Annotated in this window: 22 protein-coding genes and 1 riboswitch; of the genes, 5 read left to right on the top strand and 17 right to left on the bottom strand. The window is 40.0% G+C overall.

Translation table 11 applies throughout. The features are described 5' to 3' along the window. Nucleotides 1-7: 7 nt before the first annotated feature. Genes AB2Q86_RS05855 through pduA form a run of 8 tightly spaced genes read right to left on the bottom strand, consistent with a single transcriptional unit; the run spans nucleotide 8 to nucleotide 6,660 of the window. Nucleotides 8-445, bottom strand: coding sequence for a BMC domain-containing protein (locus AB2Q86_RS05855; RefSeq protein WP_012581535.1), 438 nt, complete (start codon nucleotides 443-445; stop codon nucleotides 8-10). Between the two features lie 12 nt (nucleotides 446-457). Beyond that, nucleotides 458-805, bottom strand: coding sequence for a glycerol dehydratase reactivase beta/small subunit family protein (locus tag AB2Q86_RS05850; RefSeq protein WP_003736324.1), 348 nt, complete (start codon nucleotides 803-805; stop codon nucleotides 458-460). After that, nucleotides 802-2,622, bottom strand: a complete 1,821-nt coding sequence (locus tag AB2Q86_RS05845; protein WP_009931948.1) for a diol dehydratase reactivase subunit alpha — start codon at nucleotides 2,620-2,622, stop codon at nucleotides 802-804. The genes AB2Q86_RS05850 and AB2Q86_RS05845 overlap by 4 nt, the downstream gene beginning before the upstream one ends. A gap of 45 nt (nucleotides 2,623-2,667) precedes the next feature. Beyond that, nucleotides 2,668-3,180 carry a diol dehydratase small subunit gene (locus AB2Q86_RS05840; RefSeq protein ID WP_003724696.1) on the bottom strand — a complete coding sequence of 171 codons (513 nt, stop codon included), beginning with the start codon at nucleotides 3,178-3,180 and terminating at the stop codon, nucleotides 2,668-2,670. Nucleotides 3,181-3,196: 16 nt separating this feature from the next. Beyond that, nucleotides 3,197-3,856 (bottom strand): propanediol/glycerol family dehydratase medium subunit, encoded by a 660-nt coding sequence (locus tag AB2Q86_RS05835; protein ID WP_003721553.1) that lies wholly within the window; start codon nucleotides 3,854-3,856, stop codon nucleotides 3,197-3,199. A gap of 37 nt (nucleotides 3,857-3,893) precedes the next feature. Further along, nucleotides 3,894-5,558 carry a propanediol/glycerol family dehydratase large subunit gene (locus AB2Q86_RS05830; protein WP_003721552.1) on the bottom strand — a complete coding sequence of 555 codons (1,665 nt, stop codon included), beginning with the start codon at nucleotides 5,556-5,558 and terminating at the stop codon, nucleotides 3,894-3,896. 18 nt (nucleotides 5,559-5,576) lie between these two features. After that, a complete protein-coding gene (pduB, locus tag AB2Q86_RS05825; RefSeq protein ID WP_003736321.1) occupies nucleotides 5,577-6,380 on the bottom strand; it encodes a propanediol utilization microcompartment protein PduB in 804 nt (267 codons plus the stop codon). Continuing rightward, a complete protein-coding gene (pduA, locus tag AB2Q86_RS05820; protein WP_003719356.1) occupies nucleotides 6,373-6,660 on the bottom strand; it encodes a propanediol utilization microcompartment protein PduA in 288 nt (95 codons plus the stop codon). Before pduA ends, pduB begins: the two co-directional genes overlap by 8 nt. 302 nt (nucleotides 6,661-6,962) lie before the next feature. Here pduA and AB2Q86_RS05815 point away from each other — a divergent pair, with 302 nt between their 5' ends. Beyond that, the gene (locus AB2Q86_RS05815) at nucleotides 6,963-7,847 is read left to right on the top strand and encodes a PocR ligand-binding domain-containing protein (RefSeq protein ID WP_003730488.1); all 885 of its coding nucleotides are present in this window, start codon (nucleotides 6,963-6,965) and stop codon (nucleotides 7,845-7,847) included. 153 nt (nucleotides 7,848-8,000) lie between these two features. After that, nucleotides 8,001-8,190: riboswitch (cobalamin riboswitch) on the bottom strand. Nucleotides 8,191-8,255: 65 nt separating this feature from the next. On the opposite strand, the gene cobC is transcribed toward AB2Q86_RS05815, so the two are convergent. The 9 genes from cobC to AB2Q86_RS05770 all read right to left on the bottom strand — a co-directional run bounded on the left by cobC (nucleotide 8,256) and on the right by AB2Q86_RS05770 (nucleotide 14,356). Further along, the gene (gene cobC / locus AB2Q86_RS05810) at nucleotides 8,256-8,831 is read right to left on the bottom strand and encodes an alpha-ribazole phosphatase (RefSeq protein ID WP_012581536.1); all 576 of its coding nucleotides are present in this window, start codon (nucleotides 8,829-8,831) and stop codon (nucleotides 8,256-8,258) included. Continuing rightward, nucleotides 8,832-9,578, bottom strand: a complete 747-nt coding sequence (gene cobS / locus AB2Q86_RS05805) for an adenosylcobinamide-GDP ribazoletransferase (protein ID WP_012581537.1) — start codon at nucleotides 9,576-9,578, stop codon at nucleotides 8,832-8,834. It abuts the gene before it with no gap. Between the two features lies 1 nt (nucleotide 9,579). Continuing rightward, nucleotides 9,580-10,137: a bifunctional adenosylcobinamide kinase/adenosylcobinamide-phosphate guanylyltransferase gene (cobU, locus tag AB2Q86_RS05800; protein WP_012581538.1), complete on the bottom strand. Its 558-nt coding sequence runs from the start codon at nucleotides 10,135-10,137 to the stop codon at nucleotides 9,580-9,582. Further along, the gene (locus AB2Q86_RS05795) at nucleotides 10,134-10,883 is read right to left on the bottom strand and encodes a hypothetical protein (RefSeq protein ID WP_012581539.1); all 750 of its coding nucleotides are present in this window, start codon (nucleotides 10,881-10,883) and stop codon (nucleotides 10,134-10,136) included. The genes cobU and AB2Q86_RS05795 overlap by 4 nt, the downstream gene beginning before the upstream one ends. A gap of 24 nt (nucleotides 10,884-10,907) precedes the next feature. After that, the gene (locus AB2Q86_RS05790) at nucleotides 10,908-11,339 is read right to left on the bottom strand and encodes a EutP/PduV family microcompartment system protein (protein WP_003721544.1); all 432 of its coding nucleotides are present in this window, start codon (nucleotides 11,337-11,339) and stop codon (nucleotides 10,908-10,910) included. A 5-nt stretch (nucleotides 11,340-11,344) separates the two neighbouring features. Beyond that, the gene (gene eutS, locus AB2Q86_RS05785) at nucleotides 11,345-11,695 is read right to left on the bottom strand and encodes an ethanolamine utilization microcompartment protein EutS (RefSeq protein WP_003730493.1); all 351 of its coding nucleotides are present in this window, start codon (nucleotides 11,693-11,695) and stop codon (nucleotides 11,345-11,347) included. A 147-nt stretch (nucleotides 11,696-11,842) separates the two neighbouring features. Next, on the bottom strand, nucleotides 11,843-12,397 hold the full coding sequence (locus AB2Q86_RS05780; protein WP_003736310.1) for a BMC domain-containing protein: 555 nt from the start codon (nucleotides 12,395-12,397) through the stop codon (nucleotides 11,843-11,845). Beyond that, nucleotides 12,394-13,758, bottom strand: a complete 1,365-nt coding sequence (locus AB2Q86_RS05775) for a 4Fe-4S dicluster domain-containing protein (protein WP_077904914.1) — start codon at nucleotides 13,756-13,758, stop codon at nucleotides 12,394-12,396. The genes AB2Q86_RS05780 and AB2Q86_RS05775 overlap by 4 nt, the downstream gene beginning before the upstream one ends. 118 nt (nucleotides 13,759-13,876) lie before the next feature. Further along, a complete protein-coding gene (locus tag AB2Q86_RS05770; protein ID WP_003730496.1) occupies nucleotides 13,877-14,356 on the bottom strand; it encodes a bifunctional precorrin-2 dehydrogenase/sirohydrochlorin ferrochelatase in 480 nt (159 codons plus the stop codon). Nucleotides 14,357-14,447: 91 nt separating this feature from the next. Here AB2Q86_RS05770 and AB2Q86_RS05765 point away from each other — a divergent pair, with 91 nt between their 5' ends. The 4 genes from AB2Q86_RS05765 to AB2Q86_RS05750 all read left to right on the top strand — a co-directional run bounded on the left by AB2Q86_RS05765 (nucleotide 14,448) and on the right by AB2Q86_RS05750 (nucleotide 16,335). Continuing rightward, complete coding sequence (locus AB2Q86_RS05765; protein ID WP_003730497.1) at nucleotides 14,448-14,855, top strand: VOC family protein; 408 nt, start codon at nucleotides 14,448-14,450, stop codon at nucleotides 14,853-14,855. A 106-nt stretch (nucleotides 14,856-14,961) separates the two neighbouring features. After that, a complete protein-coding gene (locus tag AB2Q86_RS05760) occupies nucleotides 14,962-15,201 on the top strand; it encodes a hypothetical protein (RefSeq protein ID WP_003730498.1) in 240 nt (79 codons plus the stop codon). A 146-nt stretch (nucleotides 15,202-15,347) separates the two neighbouring features. Further along, the gene (locus AB2Q86_RS05755) at nucleotides 15,348-15,920 is read left to right on the top strand and encodes an ATP-dependent Clp protease proteolytic subunit (RefSeq protein WP_003730499.1); all 573 of its coding nucleotides are present in this window, start codon (nucleotides 15,348-15,350) and stop codon (nucleotides 15,918-15,920) included. Nucleotides 15,921-15,987: 67 nt separating this feature from the next. After that, nucleotides 15,988-16,335: a hypothetical protein gene (locus tag AB2Q86_RS05750; RefSeq protein WP_003730500.1), complete on the top strand. Its 348-nt coding sequence runs from the start codon at nucleotides 15,988-15,990 to the stop codon at nucleotides 16,333-16,335. Nucleotide 16,336: the final 1 nt, after the last annotated feature.

The following is a 16,336-nucleotide window of genomic DNA, read 5'->3' as shown; positions in this document are numbered from 1 at the left end:
ATTGGGTTTACTTCTCTTCTTCAAAATGGATACAATCTTGTCTCGGATCCCCTTTTACTCGTGGGCAAAGTGGGTCATGACATAGATTGCAAGTCGCTTCTGCCGGGACTTCGGTTTCTTCCACTTTTTCTGTTTCAACCATCACTTCCGGCTGTTCTGGCTCTATTTCTTCTTTTGGCCAAAATACTGTAAAAATCTCTTCCCCTGGTCGAGGAATGACTTTTTTCGCAATAAAACTGTCTGAGGCTATTGCGGTTTGTTCGCCTGCTTCCAGTGCCGCATTCACAGCTGCAACATCACCTTCCACTTTCACAGTAATCCAGCCAAAACCTTTTGCTTTTTCCGTGTCTATAAGTTGGATATTGGCTACTTTTGCCATTGTATCTGCTACGGTTATCGCTGAAGCAAGTCCTTTAATTTCAATCATTCCAATTGCTTGATGCATTCCTTCACCTCCTTATTTAAAAGGTACACCCTTGACAAGTCGCGCTGCATTCATTCCCATATTTCGCTGATTTTCTAGTGTGGTTGCGCAAAAACGATACGCTGAAAATAGTGGTTTATCTGGGGGTAAATTACGATAATGAATCACTAAATGATCATTTTTCAGCGTAACCCCTACTAGAAGCGGAGAACTCGCAGATGCTCGAAATGCTGCTTGCACTTCGTCTTTCAAAGGCATAATTTCTAATTCACATGGAATGCCTTCTTCTTCTATTCCAAATAAAACTTGTTTAATACTGTCTGGATTCGCGTCTACATCTGCATGAAAATAAATTGCTGGCTTACTAACAACTGGAATCATGCCTTAGCACCTCCAGCTAGAATTAAGCCTGTTGCAACTGCATTTCTAGGGCCTTCTTTACCACGAATATTCCCACGGCCAGCAACGAGTGAATAATGAGAAAGTGCATCGGTAATTAATTGTGGAATCTCAAAATCAAGGGCTGATCCTCCAACAATTACGACAAATGGAATATCTCGAATATTCCCAGTTGGGCTGACATATTTTAATGCGCGGATGGTATTCGTTACAAAGACACGCTCCTTAGCTGAACGGCGAATTAATTTGATTTTTTCAATTGATACATCCCCAGGTATTGGCACAAAGCCATCAGGTTTTACAATCACCACTTTGGCAAAAACAGTTGGAGAAAGCGGCGTATCGAAAAATTGCACTGTGCCATCTTCATGCCGAATGTGGAAAATACTTTCGACTTTAGCAAGCGGATATTTTTTAATATCTTCGGCTAAATAACGGTCTTCAAGGCCAATTTCTGACTGGATAATCATCGTTACCATATCGCCAGCACCAGCTAAATGAGTTGCGATAATTTCTCCTTTTCCGTTGATAATCGAGGCATCTGTGGATCCAGCACCTAAATCTAAAATGGCAAGTGGAGTATTAGTTCCCGGTGTAGTAAGCGCTCCGAGAATGGCAGCCTCTGCTTCTGCACCACCAATTTTGACGCTTACTTGCAGTTCTTGTTCGATTTCTGAGGCGATGGCTGCCATTTGCAAGTGATCACTTTTTACCATGGAGGCAATACCAACCGCTTGTTCCATGGAAAACTCCCCTGCAAGCCCACCTTGAACATCTACTGGAACAAATGTATCCACAGCTAGCAAATCTTGAATAAAAATATCTGCTGGCAATTTATCTGTTAGTCCAGCCATCGTTTGGCGCACTTTTTCTAGCATGCCGCCGATATTTGTTCCTGGTTCTCCGCTAGCATTGTCGAGTTTTGGAAGTGACATAATGGCTTGCATGATTTTCTCAGAGCCTTCTGCGACATTGACACGCTGCGTTCTGGATCCTGATTGAAGTTCGATATGCCCCGCTGGTATTGTTCGAGCTTTGACATCACCTTCTGGCGTTTTAATCACCACCGCCGAACGATTGCCAATTAAAGCTCGTGCCACAGGAATGATATTTTTCGTTTCATCCGAATTCAAATGAAATACTGTCGCAATACCATATGGGTTAGAAATGGTTTCAATGACTTTTCCGGGAGCTGCAACTTCAACAGCTGCTAACATATCGACCGGTACTTTATCAATAAAACCAACTTCATCGACAATCGGAATCTTATGGTTTAGTCGGTTATGCACGAGAACCCCGTCATCTGCTTGAAGAATTGCAGCTGTGATTTGATAGCCATTTTCGACGTAAGTATTAATTTGCTTTGCTGCATCTTCAAAATCGACTGTTTTCGGGATAATCACAATGTAGTCTGCATCTTTTGATTTAGATGTAACGTCATCCAATAGCACCGTCACACCTGAACCCATACCAAGTCCCCCTGGTGTTTTAGGATTGTGACCAATCATCGTAGACTCAGTAATGATTGTTTCTGTAATAGTTTCCATTGCCACATCGCCAATCACTGGTGTCGCTTCATTGATACGGATTTCGGCTAAGTCCTCGGTCGTCGCATTTACTTTCTCTAAAGCAAGTCGCAATGCTTTAAAAATCCCGTGAAGATTTTGTTTTGTTCCTTTGATACCGGTTGTGTCCGTAATAGCACTAGCAACAAACGCTGCTTCCTTCGAGGAGTTTGCCATAGCAAGTGCCACTTCCGTTGTAGAATTCCCGATATCAATCCCTGCAATATACTTCATTCATTTCACCGCATTTCCTACATAATCGCGAGCAAAAGGAGAATTTTAATTATCGCCTTTTAATTTCTTACGCTCTTGATAAAGCTGTGCTGCTTCACGAACATAATTAGAACAGATAGTTGCATGATAAACACTCTCTAATTCATCCGCAATCGCAAGTAATTCTTCTCTTGAGGAACGATAAGGACGCATCGCATTATAAATTTCTAAAATGCGTTCATCTGGAACGATTGTTAGCTCTGCTGCACGTTCGAAATTATTCGCGAGTGTTGCACGTCCGGCATCTCTTGCTACTTGTGCTTGCATTTTAAGCGTTTCCGCTGTTACACGAACATCTTCCGGTTTGATTGTGCCATCTAGAACACTTTTCAACGTAATGTCGTCTAATGATTTTGATGTCGATGTTTTTACAAGTTCTGGACGTTTTGTTCCGAGTGGATAATCTCGTACTGTCAGTGTATCTCCGCTCACTTTTTGAGAAGTTGTTGTGGATACTGCGCCACTATTTACTTCTTGTAAAATATTTCTAACCATATTTTCTAGTGCTTCTTGATTCATCATTTTCACCTCACTATTAGTTTACTTGTAATTCGACTGCATTTTTCCCTTGAACAACATGTTTTGTTTCTTTGATATGAAGTAAAGCTGCTTTGGCTTGGAATTTCGGGCGTGCCATTTGATCATTGACCATTGGCACTGGATTTGGTGATTCACCTTTGGCATATTTTGCCGCATTTTTACCAATCGCCCGGTATGTTTCTAGCGTAATTAGTGGTGCTTGCGGGAATAGCTCTAAGTTAGAAAGTGGTTGTAAATCTTTTTGGTGGATTAATGCTGTACCGCGCGACTGAATGCCGATACAAATGCCAGAACCACTTAATTTGTCGCCTTCTACTGCGACGAAAGCTACGTCAGAAGAACGGAATACACGAACAACACGTGCTTTTAACCCTTCTTCTTCAATACCTGCAATCACTTCTCGTAAAATTTGTTTATGTGGAACACCAACAATGTTTTTTGTTTGATATTTACCAAAAGCTGGTGCGACCGCAATAACAACTTCATCTTTTTGTCTACCCGGCTTCGCATCCCCAACTTCTGTTAAAAAGCTTTCATCCGAAACTGCAACACTTGGCTGTTCTTTTTGGAAAGAAACTTTATCTTCTTTTAGCTGTAATTCATCTAGTACTTCTGAGATAATTCCGCGAAGTACTTTTTCGTTAATTTCAACCATGTCTCTTAATCCTCCTTTATAAAAAATGGGAAGTAGCTTATTCTAATTCGTTTGCATCAACTGCAACAGCGATATCTTTTAATTTCTCCCAGCGTTCGCCCTCTAAGCGATAACCAGTTCCAGGACCTGCATAATCATTTAAGTCATTGACGGAACTAATGACATTCCAGTCTTTATCAATGATGGCAGATGTATGAAGGAAGTCCCCAGATACACGTTGTTTCAACATATTTAGTACACTTTCAGCAACATCATCGAATCCACCAGCAGATAACGCTTTAACAACATCCAGACCAGTCACACCACGGTCCATCATTTCAGCTGCTGCTTTAATATCTTCTACCATGTTACGTTCTGGCATATCTTTACTTCCACGAGCATACGTTGCTGCTTCTACTTCAGCATCGGTTACTTCTGGAAGACCCAATTTATCAAAAACAGCTTGAATTACTCGTGCTGCTTTATTTCTAACTGCAACAACTTCTTCTTCTGTAACCGGCGTTAAACCACCGTCTACTTTTAAATCACGTTGCAAAATATTGTAATCATCAAAGTCATCTGCATCAAAATTGGAACCAGCAAACATATTGTCATAGTTAGGTGTTGCACTGTAACCAGAAGAAATATAATCTGTTCCTGGTAAAAATTGCATCAGCAAACGAGCTGTACGACGAATATCCGAGTGAGAGAAAGTTTGGTCATTACCAGAAGCAACTTCTAGATCTAACATTACGGCAATTAAATTCTCTGCAAGAACCGCTCTAATACCACTTGGTACGGCTCCCGGAATTCCGATACAACTAATCGAACCATTTTGTAAACCTTGAACACCAGCCGCTTTCGTAATGAAAATACAGCGAGATTCTAGATAAAGCATCGATTTACCTTCTGCGTAACCCATTTGAACCTCAGAACCAGTTCCGGATGTGAAGCGCATTTTCAGACCTCGAGATGCATAAGCACTTGCCAAAATACCTTTGGACCAAGGTGTATCGTCTCCGTCTGTAAATACAGGTTCTGTACCATAAACAGAAATCGTTTCCGCGTAACAAGTTAAACCACGCATACCTAGTTCTAATTCTGTTGCTTCTTCGAGAGAACATTGCGTTAATACGCCACCACGACCTGTTTGCGAACCTACTAATAAGCTAAGCGCGTTAAAAGGTGCATAACGAACTACCGCAACGGTTGTTTCTTGCTCGTCAAAACCACGAATCGCTGCTTCTGCTGCATCTGCTGCAATTTGAACAGGATTATCACGCAAGTTTGTTACGTGGGCCTGGGTTGTTGGTGTTCTGCGAGAGCGCATTTTTTGCATCGACATCATCATTTCGACAACGTTCATTTGTGAAACTACTTCTACTATTTTTGCCGGTGTCATAGCTGTTGTAAGTAAAACGATTTTTTCCCGTGGTACATTTGGGTCGCAAAGCATGTTTGCAAGCTTCACAGAATCCATTTGCATAACTTCTTCCGCACGAGATAAATCGACGCCATATTTAGCGATGAAATGGTCAATTAAGTCAAAGTCAGCTAATTTTTTGCTATCCATTTCGACTACTTTTCCATTTTCTATTTTAATGCTTGGTTTTGGATCATTCGGGCTTTCCATTGCGATTAGGCCTTCTTCAATCCATTCCTTTACAAAACCATCTTGATTGACCGGGCGTTTTGCTAATTCTTCAAAGCGTTTTGATTTCATCAGTCGTTACCCTCCGTTCTAAATGTAGGATGGACGATCATTTTTCGGTTCATCCCCTAAAGCTCCAAGTAATTTTTTACCAATTTCACGTGCTGAAATAACAGCTTGACGGACTGCACCAGAATCTCCAGAAATACAAAGAATCACTTCATTGGAGAAACTTGTCCCATCTGCTGGCGAGGAATATGCAACGACATCTACGTTAGCGGATTTCACTGCAGTATCTGCCATGACAACGCCAATCCCAGCCGGTGCACCAACCATAAGTCCGAATGCTTTTCCTACAGGTGCGCCGAATGCTGTATTAAGTGCATGACTTGCTCGCGCTGTATATTGAAGTTCGATGTGTCCAGCTTCGTTGCCGTAAACATCTCCGAAAGTTTTATCTAATTCATTCAGTGCAACTTCTACTGCACGTTTGACATCAGAAACATCGTCACCACCAAAGATAATTAAAGAACCGTGACCCGCACCGCCTTTTGTATCACGTGGTAATTCGATTTTTACTACTTCTGTATTTGTAGCTTTTACAGCTTCATCTGCTGCCATAATATGTGGGCCTGCACCAGTACGGGCTCCTAAAATACCTATAGAACGGTAAGACTTCTCAAGCTTCATTGCTTCTAAAAGTTGTCCGTCTACATTCGCAATCACTAGGCCGATTGTATCTCCTATTGCTGTTCCTACAAATTCTGTTAATTGAACTGCTTTTTCACTCATTTGACGTGATCCTCCATCCTCTACTATTTTTTCCGGGGCATCATTAACCGTTTCCATTACCTGTTTTAGAATTTCGTCAATTAGTTTATTTTGCTCACTCATCTGACTTCACCCTCACTGGTAAAATTTCTTCCACATCAGTATGCGGACGAGGAATAACATGTGTACTCATCACGGTACCTACATTTCTTGCTGCCGCTGCTCCTGCTTCTGTCGCTGCTTTCACTGCACCAACATCGCCACGAACCATGACAGTAACCAGTCCAGACCCGATTTTTTCGTACCCTGTTAATGTTACGTTAGCTGATTTAACCATGGCGTCAGCGGCTTCAATGGCGCCGACTAGCCCTTTAGTTTCAACTAAGCCTAGTGCTTCTTGCATGGGTGTACCTCCTTCTCAAAATAAGTATTTTACTCTCTCAGTATAGGCAATCTGGAATATAAATAGTTGCCGCTTCCAAACAGAAAAAAAGAAGACGCCAATCGTGTTTTAACACAATTTTGCGCCTCAAAAAAAAATAACGACAAAAAGCCATCCAATAATGCATGGTTTGGGCTTTCTCTTATGAAATTACTCTTAGCAATATATTGTTATCTTCATGGCAAGAAAATGTAAGCGCATTATAAATATGCTATACTAAGAACGACAGAAACACGCCAAGTCTCGCCGAAAGGGGAATAGCTATGTTACTACAGTCCAAAAGCAACGAAATGCTCATTGAAAAAGTAATGGATGAGTTCTCAGCCGCAACCAGTTTAGCCTCCGTTGTTGTAGATATACACGGTACCGAAGTTTCTAGATTATGTAACTTTACTCCTTTTTGCCAACTTATTCGCTCCAATCCCAAATATCGCTCCCTTTGCCAAAAATGTGATATGTTTGGTGGACTGGAAGCCTCCAAAACCGGAAAGCCCTTAATTTATCGATGTCATGCTGGACTAACTGATTTTTCAGTTCCAATTGTCGTCGAAAACCAACTTAGCGGATTTTTACTTAGTGGCCAGGTTATTTGTGAAGAAAGTAGCGAAGTTGGTAATATTCAAGCAGAAGAAACCGATTGGAAAAATGATAAAGAGCTCATCTCCGCATTTCGCTCTGTCCCTGTTTTCAGCTCCAAGAAAATTAACTCTTCTGCCGAAATGCTCACGATTATCTCCCAGTATTACTTGAAATCCGAAATGGAAAAAAGTCGGGAAGAACAAAAGCAAAAAATTGTTTTTCATCATACAAAAATAGCGCATCATGAAGAAAATAAAGAAATTCGGAAAGCACTTAAGTATATCGAGAAAAATCTCAACCGACCGATTACACTCGATGAAGTGGCAAGTCATGTGTATCTTAGCTCTTATTATTTTAGTAAGTTATTCAAAAAAGAAATGAATGTGAATTTCATCAATTATGTGAACCAAAAGAAAATGTCACTTGCCAAAGAAATGTTGAAAAATCCACGTTTGTCCATTGATAATATCGCTCGTAACCTAGGCTTCACACAAACAAGCTATTTCTGCAAAGTCTTCCGGAAAGAGTTTGAAGTTACGCCAAAAGGCTACCGCGAAACATTAAAATAAGTTTTATCTAAAAGTCATGTTCTCTTTCCTTTAGGAATATGACTTTTTTGTTGCCTGAAAAACAAAAAAACTTTCATCCGTCATCGAATGAGAGTTTATGCACAGCAAATAAGCTATACGACCCGCATACGCTTTTTAGGACCCCGAAAAAGAGTTGCTTCCGGCTTATTTGGCGAGTATCCTGACTTGGCTTCATCCAACAATAGAACCTTCCCATACATTAAAACGTACAGTGGTTATATCTATTCTTGTCCACCTTACAGTTGCGGGGGCAGTTTCGGCATCGCACCGAATTCCTCTTTCAGAAATGCACATACATTCCACCAACATAAGACCTATTTAACTACCTACATCTTACCACAAAGTATTTACAAAAAAAGCGGTTTCAACATAAACAACAAAAATCTACTATTGATTAGAAATAAGAAAACGTTGAGATTTGTTGTCCCAGAGCGAATAACATCCTTGCTTAAAATCGATATCCCAATATTGTGCTATAGTTTGTTTTTGTAAAAAAAGCGCAATGACCCGTAAAACTCCAAGGTGACCTACGAGCAACACCGTATCAAGTTGCTGCCATTTTTCCATTTCTTCTTCCAATGTCGCAACTACTCGCTCATAAAATATCGGAAAACTTTCCCCATTTGGAAATAGCGCCGTTTGCCAGTTATTACAGTATTCATTCCAAGCTTCTGGAAACTTAGCGCTAATTTCTTGATACGTATACCCTTCAAAATCACCGAAATCCATTTCATTTAAAGAAGAAAAGCGCAACACCTTTGCATTACTTAAAATATTTGCTGATTGTTTCACACGTGTAAGATCACTCGTAACAACTAAATCGACCGAGTAATCCTCTAGCTTTTCGCGAAGTTGCTCCATTTGTCGAACGCCATTTTCATTTAATGCAACATCTAACTGACCACAATATTTTTTCGCTACATTCCAGTCCGTTTCTCCGTGTCGCACAAAAATAAGTTGCACTTAAATCAACCCCCAAAGCAGCACTAAACAAAATAAACAAATAAGTTGTCCCATTTGTCCACCCGCACCAAGCGTATCCCCATTCATACCACCAATCCGTTTATAAACAAATGCCCGGTAAATAATCGTAAACAGAATCACGCCAGCATAAGCAATGACCCCAATATAAGAGAAAAACGCCCCTAAAGCAACTAACACAATCACTTGCGCAATCACAATCGGCCACCAAGGAACTCCTAGAAAAATTGAACCTAGACCTTCTTTTGATCCCGCATAGGTCATTTTTGCAAAAAGCAACATTGTCACGCCTTTAGCAACAATCGGTAAAACGAAAAATAGCCAACCAATTTGTTGCGTATCAGGAACAGATAGGAATAAAGCGCCATAAAAAAGAAAATAAAAGCAAATCGCAATCACGCCATTCGCGCCTACACGACTATCCTTCATAATTTCCAGCATACGCTCTCTTTTCCGAGAAGAGAAAAGCCCATCCGCCGTATCCGCCAGTGCATCAACATGAAAACCGCCAGTAATGATAATTTCTGCAAAGAGTCCCGCAATAATCGCAACCGGCAAAGGCATAACAAGCGATACCAAAGTAAAAATGAGCCAATTCCAAGCACCAATAATCACCCCGACAAATGGCAGCAAAGCACTCCCTTTTTTCAAGTTAATTTCATCCATATTTATTTGGATAGGTAGCGGAATTCGCGTAAAGAATTGAATTAATAAAATCAATGTTCTCATATTACTTCCACCTTTTCGGAATGCCACTTACGACAAAATAAACTGCTTCTACTTGAGTCGCTATTTGCTGATTTATCCGACCAATAATATCTCTAAAAACGCGTGTGAGCTTATTTTCAGGTACGACACCAAGCCCAATTTCATTCGTCACAAAAATAAGTTTAGCAGAAGACTTTTTTCCAGCAGTTAAAATTGCAGCCACTTCCAACTGAATCGCCGCTTCGACTTCATCTGCAACCTCATTAGTCAATTCACGCTCACCAAGCATAGTGAAAAACAAATTAGTCACTAACATCGTCACGCAATCAAGCATAATTAGCTCATATTCGTTCGTATGTTGATCCAAATAAGCAGCAATCCCTTGGAAACTTTCGAATGTATCCCAATTTGCTGGACGAGTCGCTTGATGTTTTTGAATTCTGGCTTGAAACTCCGTATCGTTCTCATACGCAATACCAGTTGCCACATATAAAACACGATTATATTTGGCCGCCTCTTTTTCAGCAAAATTACTCTTTCCGCTCCTTGCTCCGCCAGTTACAAGCATCATTTCACTCATGTCCATTCCTCATTTCCACGTAACTCCCCTATACGTTTAGCACCTAAAAATTCCCGTTCAAAGACGGTTACATCACTCGCCTTCACTGCAGCTAAAATAACCGATGCCGGTCCTGCAGTTTTGTTCATGATTTCTTCGCTAAAAGTATCACTCGCAGAAAAAACGTCATCATTTAATCGCGCTAAAAGATTTGCCTCATAAGCCATCCCTTTCGAACCAACCGGTACTACTTCAAGCACAGCCTTATGTGCCACCAATTTTTTCACTAAACGATAATCTGGCATTTCTGTCATTTTTTGCAGGACTTCTGGGCCTACAATAGGTTCGCCAAACGCAAATAAGACCGCAGCTTCATGCACATTTATGAGCTTAAGTGCAGCTTTAGTCGCAAAACCAGATACAAGAACCCCTACGCTAGTTTGAGTTACTTTCATATTTTCTTCTGTACTGCCATTTAATTCAATATGGCTTAAATTTGCTTTGATAAGTTCGTCCTTTAATCCAGCTATAACACGTCTGCCGGTGGGTTCCATTTCGGCACCAACAACATCACTAACAGCTACAACTTCTGCACCAGAAGCAATCATTTCAATCAAAGCCACTCTCAAGGTCAAACGAGCTGTCACTTCTGGGGCAACCATTAAGCCATCATTCGCTTTCTCGCCAAACCCAGCACTAATATCACAGCTCGTTAAAATACAACCTCCTGGCACATCAATTACAGATAAATCCCTCACTTGAGGCATAAAAAAACCTCCACTTAGTTAAAATTAATCTTCCAAATATGCGCGTAATTCTTCTATTCCGGTTTCTTCCACCGAGGAAATATAAAAAATATGCTTCGCGCCAGCCATGCGTAATTCTCGCTCTGCTCGTTCAATGTCTTTATCCGATTCCGCCAAATCCACTTTTGTAACAATCCCAATAACCGGTTTAGCAAAAATACTGGCAAACATTGGTGAGAACGTCTGCTTTTTCTCTGTCACACTTTGTAAAATCGCAATCACTGACGCATCTGCTGCAGTTACTGTAAGCGCACTGTAAAGTTGTCTATGCTGTACAAACTCACCAGGAGTATCAATCATTTCTTGAAAATACTCCACAGCTTGTGTTTTTTTATATAAAATATCATAACCATGCAATTTTTGGCACAGGGTTGTTTTACCACATCCAACCGAGCCCATTACCATCATTTTCTTCAAGCGACTCAGCTCCTAGTAATTTTTGGAATCGAAAAGTCCAAAATTTCGTTTAATGAAAAAACGACTTGTTGTAAAGCTGATTCAACAGAAGAAACATCCCCTGTTAGTACAACCGAACCACTAAAACGGTCAATAAAGCCAATTCGTACATCGCCGGATTTAGTCGCGATATCACTTGCAATAATGGAAGCTTCACTTGGTGTAATAGTTAAAATCCCAATCGCACTAGCGCCGTCTTCTAATCCTAATTTTGTATAAATATCACGGTTCGGATTGGCGATTAAATGCGCAAGCGTCACCTGTTTACCTGGTACATATTCTTGTATTACACGTTCTTTATTATCATCAAAACCCATTTTTTCCACTCCTCATCTAGACAAACTATCTCAAAATAATCCTATCATATTTATGCGCCACTATTTTGTCAGCTTGTTCAAAAGGCGCGCAACCTCAGTCAGTGCGCGCCTTCTTCCAAAACTCTATGACAATATATTGTTATCTTTTTAATAAATCAAACTCTCAAAGACTTCTTTACGCGGTCTTGGAATAACTACTTTATTAATTAAAAGTGCTTCTTCTTTCGCTGCCGCAAGTCCTGCTTCCACTGCTGCTTCACAAGCTGCTGTGTCACCAGTTAAAACAACAAAAGATTTACCAGCAATCCCAGTCGCCAAACGAATATCTAGTAACTGCACATCAGCCGCTTTTACCGCAGCATCGGCAGCAATAATCGAACCAGAGCAAGAATAATATTCCATGACGCCTACTGCATTCATTTCGTCTGGAACTTCTGTTTTGTTAATCGCTTTGATTACTTGATCAGACACACGTGGAATCACTAGGTTGCCAACGATATTGGCCGCGCCAATTTTTGTTCCTGCTTCGATGGATTGCGCCACTGAGTCCACTGTCCCAGCGATTAAAATATAATACTTACCTGGGCAGCTTGCTTTTGCATAAATCAATTCGGAATTGGCCGCCTTTAGCATCGTATCAACTGCCTCAATGCCTTTTGAAATACTATTTAATTCAAGAAATCCTAACGTATCCATTTTCATGACATCACCTTCTTAATATGAACTTGTTCTTCGGTTATACGAACAATTTGACCATCAATACTTGCATGGATATTGGCCCCAAGAGCAGCATCAGGAATTTTCGCAATTAAATCGCCTTTTTTCACGATATCTCCCTCGCTCACAACTGGAATAGACGGAGCTCCAATATGCATTTTTGTTGGGATAAATACTTCATCCACTTCTAAATAATGCATTTTTTCTAAATGAACATCAGCGTATTGCTGTAAGCCCATTTTGATTAAAATATTTTTTGGGGCAATCGATTTATATTCGCGCATCGGATCTGGTGTAAATTCTTTCTTATCTGTTTGATAGCGCACACCTTGTTTTAAAAGTTCTTTTTTGACGTGAATGTTTACTTGGCGCGGGGAAAGCCCCATCGGACAAGCGATTACCTCACAAATACCGCATTCACAACAAATCATCGCTTCTTCCCAAATTGGGTCTGGCTTGATATCCGTTATATCTTCTGCAACCGCGAAATGGCGCATGACTTTGTGGGGATGAATATCATGACCTAATTGTTGTCGTGGGCATAAATCCGAGCAAAGCGAGCACTGAATACAAGCTGATTTTGTTTCATTGAAAATTTGCTCCACAGTTTGATAATGAAGCTTGTGCAAATAACCAGTATCCTCAGCCACAATCAAACCGGAGGTAGTTTTTGTTACTACTTTGTCAGCGATAGTCGATTGGTCATTTAATTTACCCATCATTGGTCCACCGTCTAAGAACAAATACTCGTCTAAATTGGTTCCGCCTGCCGCTGCTAAACAAACTTCGAATGGCGTTCCAACTGGTACATCTAAAAGTTTTGGCTCTCCCACTGCACCTGTAACTGTTAGCTGTTTGCGAATAACTGGTGCATCGTCTTGAATTGCATGAAAAACATTCCACATCGTTGAAACATTCGATACAATACAACCAACCATTAGTGGAATGCCACTTGGTGGTACAACTCGCCCAGTGACTTCAAACACCATGACTTGCTCATCACCAGTTGGATAGACATTATCCATCTCATGAATAGTGACGGTTGCATCTAGTTCTGTAATTGCTGACCGCAGAGCCGCAATTTCCTCTGTGTAATATCGTTTTGTCGCAATAACAGCAAATTCTGCTCCGACTTGGCTTTTAACCATTTCAATTGCTTTAATTGTTTCTACTGCATGGTTTCTCATAACAAAATGATCGGTTTTTAGTAACGGCTCACATTCCGCCGCATTAATAATTAAGTATTCCACTTCGCCGCTAAACTTGGCATGGGTCGGAAAGCCCGCTCCACCACAACCAACAACGCCAGCATCTTTAATCTTTTCTAAAATGGACATTTGGCTCAACACCCTCTTAATAGTTTTTCAGTATACTTCAATGATAGAGCGTTTACATTCCAAAATCTATAGTAAAATTTTGCAACCTAAAAGAGAGCAATATAATAGAATAAAAAACCTACTAAAATTAGCAGGTTTTATCATTTTTATTACGCTTTCCGATTTCTTCCGTTTCTAAGTTGTCCACTAGTCGGCTAACTTCACGCTTCACTTTCTTCGCGTAGCCAGGATTACCTCCACCCGTTGAAATCCCAACCATTAGTTCATTTTTCGTTACTGTCGCCATATTAAAAAAATCAGAATTTGCTTGGTCAGTCGTATCATTCACTAGTTGTCCTGCTTCTCGGTCACGCAAAACACATTGATTCACTTCTGGATTATCTGTACAAATAAATATCATAAATGCAGCATGAAGATGTTCTGGTCGATAAGCTTCCTCCACTACCCGCACATCCAGCGCCTTAATCTCCGGCAAAATTTTTAGCCCAACCACCAGAATATCTGCACCCGCGTCCAGCAAACCCGTGATTTTCCGAAGCGCCACTTTTCCGCCTCCAATTATGACAACCTTTTTCCCTGTAATATCAAGCATTATCGGGTATTTCATCAGCAAACCTCCGCACATTTTTCTTCATTTTAACACATAATTGAAACATTTTTCGGGTATAGTTAAAATAATTCAAAAGGAGGTAAAATAAATGTTTAATCAAGCGAAACGAATCTCCACATTTTTCACTTTTAATGGGAATGGCGAGGAAGCGTTTAATTTTTATTTAGATACTTTTCCTGACGCGAAAAAAGTCGGCCTAACTTACTTCACGAAACCAGAGCAAGGTGGCGATATTGGCAAAGTGCTGAATGCTACTTTTGAGATGAAAGGGGCATCTTTCATGATTATGGATATGACTAACAATGCCTCCCCGGACTTTAGCTGGGCCACAACAACCCTTTATTTTGCAGATACGGAAGATGAATTCGACACCCTTTTTGAAAAACTGGCTAAAGAAGGCACGGTTATGATGGGACCAGAAGCAGTAGAAGCGCTTCGAAAAGTGGCTTGGGTCACGGATAAATATGGCATTACTTGGCAACTCGCATTCGTATAGAAAAATAATTAATTATAGAACAGTATTGAATAGCTCCTATTCATTACTGTTTTTTCAAGCAAATCTATGATATAGTTTACAAAATGAAAGCTTTAAGGAGGAAATCATGCAAGAGGTTACCATTAAACTAAACGAAGAACTAAAAACAATCAACGTATCTCTCGTATTTGCTTCCAAAAACCCTCAAACCAATCAAACTAATGTAAACCTCTCTTACTCTGAAAAGGACGAGCAAAAATGGTTACAATTATTTTGTGTGGAGGAAGAAATTGAAACATTAATCCCCGGAATACGCGAAGGGAAAATAACCGATTTAAGCCAGTATGTCATACAAGAAGTAGATTAATACCTGCCCTTTTAGCTATTAGTATCAGAGAAAACGCCGTCCTAAAGCGTTTTCTTTTTTGCATTCAAAATGTTTGACCATTTTCGACCATTATGATAAGATACCTGTATTACAAATAAACTAAGGCTTTTAAGGAGGAATTTTTCATGGCAGAGAATAAAAATAATGAAAATATCACAAATATCCTTACCCAAAAATTGATTGATACACGAACGGTGTTAATTTACGGGGAAATCAATCAGGAGTTAGCCGAAGACGTTTCTAAGCAGCTTTTACTTTTGGAATCTATTAGCAATGATCCAATTACGATTTTTATTAATAGCCAAGGCGGACACGTTGAAGCAGGCGACACCATTCATGATATGATTAAATTCATTAAGCCTACAGTGAAAGTCGTTGGAACTGGCTGGGTTGCAAGCGCTGGTATTACAATTTACTTAGCTGCTGAAAAAGAAAATCGCTTTAGCCTTCCAAATACGCGCTACATGATTCACCAACCTGCTGGCGGCGTTCAAGGTCAAAGTACCGAAATCGAAATCGAAGCAAAAGAAATTATCCGGATGCGCGAAAGAATTAATCGCTTAATCGCCGAAGCAACCGGTCAATCATACGAGCAAATTTCTAAAGACACAGATCGTAACTTCTGGCTTTCAGTTAATGAAGCGAAAGATTATGGCATCGTAAGTGAAATCATTGAAAACCGCGATGGCTTAAAATAAAACTAAAAGGTTCACTTACAAACAGAAGTGAACCTTTTTTTATTCCCTTTAAAAAGGAGGACTTACAATGGAATTAACGAAAGAAAATTTTCAAAAACTTGACGAAATACATTTATCACTAGAAAATCGCCACTCCATGTCGGAGATTATCGATATTTTAAGCGAATCCTATATTGAAATCACGCAAAGTGGCGTTGTTAAAGATTATGCTTATTACAAATCACTAACAACACTTGGCGATAGCAGTTTAAAAATCATGGAATATGATATAAAAGTTCTAGACGAAACAAAAGTCCTCTCGTATTATAAACTAAAAAATCTTAGCGAAAATAACTATACAATGCGAAGTAATATCTGGATTATCGAAAACGGTTCATGGAAACTTACTTTTCACCAAGGTACAAAAATCGTATAAA

This window comes from Listeria monocytogenes (genome assembly GCF_041765605.1).
Lineage (GTDB): Bacteria > Bacillota > Bacilli > Lactobacillales > Listeriaceae > Listeria > Listeria monocytogenes_D.
The sequence above is the reverse complement of the archived record's forward strand: the minus strand, read 5'-3'. Positions and strand labels throughout refer to the sequence as shown.

Bases quoted from the DNA above. Each gene is read 5' to 3' on its own strand.
- AB2Q86_RS05855 (WP_012581535.1), bottom strand. From the start codon at position 445: ATGCATCAAGCAATTGGAATGATTGAAATTAAAGGACTTGCTTCAGCG.
- AB2Q86_RS05850 (WP_003736324.1), bottom strand. From the start codon at position 805: ATGATTCCAGTTGTTAGTAAGCCAGCAATTTATTTTCATGCAGATGTA.
- AB2Q86_RS05845 (WP_009931948.1), bottom strand. From the start codon at position 2,622: ATGAAGTATATTGCAGGGATTGATATCGGGAATTCTACAACGGAAGTG.
- AB2Q86_RS05840 (WP_003724696.1), bottom strand. From the start codon at position 3,180: ATGAATCAAGAAGCACTAGAAAATATGGTTAGAAATATTTTACAAGAA.
- AB2Q86_RS05835 (WP_003721553.1), bottom strand. From the start codon at position 3,856: ATGGTTGAAATTAACGAAAAAGTACTTCGCGGAATTATCTCAGAAGTA.
- AB2Q86_RS05830 (WP_003721552.1), bottom strand. From the start codon at position 5,558: ATGAAATCAAAACGCTTTGAAGAATTAGCAAAACGCCCGGTCAATCAA.
- pduB (WP_003736321.1), bottom strand. From the start codon at position 6,380: ATGAGTGAGCAAAATAAACTAATTGACGAAATTCTAAAACAGGTAATG.
- pduA (WP_003719356.1), bottom strand. From the start codon at position 6,660: ATGCAAGAAGCACTAGGCTTAGTTGAAACTAAAGGGCTAGTCGGCGCC.
- AB2Q86_RS05815 (WP_003730488.1), top strand. From the start codon at position 6,963: ATGTTACTACAGTCCAAAAGCAACGAAATGCTCATTGAAAAAGTAATG.
- cobS (WP_012581537.1), bottom strand. From the start codon at position 9,578: ATGAGAACATTGATTTTATTAATTCAATTCTTTACGCGAATTCCGCTA.
- cobU (WP_012581538.1), bottom strand. From the start codon at position 10,137: ATGAGTGAAATGATGCTTGTAACTGGCGGAGCAAGGAGCGGAAAGAGT.
- AB2Q86_RS05795 (WP_012581539.1), bottom strand. From the start codon at position 10,883: ATGCCTCAAGTGAGGGATTTATCTGTAATTGATGTGCCAGGAGGTTGT.
- eutS (WP_003730493.1), bottom strand. From the start codon at position 11,695: ATGGGTTTTGATGATAATAAAGAACGTGTAATACAAGAATATGTACCA.
- AB2Q86_RS05780 (WP_003736310.1), bottom strand. From the start codon at position 12,397: ATGAAAATGGATACGTTAGGATTTCTTGAATTAAATAGTATTTCAAAA.
- AB2Q86_RS05770 (WP_003730496.1), bottom strand. From the start codon at position 14,356: ATGAAATACCCGATAATGCTTGATATTACAGGGAAAAAGGTTGTCATA.
- AB2Q86_RS05765 (WP_003730497.1), top strand. From the start codon at position 14,448: ATGTTTAATCAAGCGAAACGAATCTCCACATTTTTCACTTTTAATGGG.
- AB2Q86_RS05760 (WP_003730498.1), top strand. From the start codon at position 14,962: ATGCAAGAGGTTACCATTAAACTAAACGAAGAACTAAAAACAATCAAC.
- AB2Q86_RS05755 (WP_003730499.1), top strand. From the start codon at position 15,348: ATGGCAGAGAATAAAAATAATGAAAATATCACAAATATCCTTACCCAA.
- AB2Q86_RS05750 (WP_003730500.1), top strand. From the start codon at position 15,988: ATGGAATTAACGAAAGAAAATTTTCAAAAACTTGACGAAATACATTTA.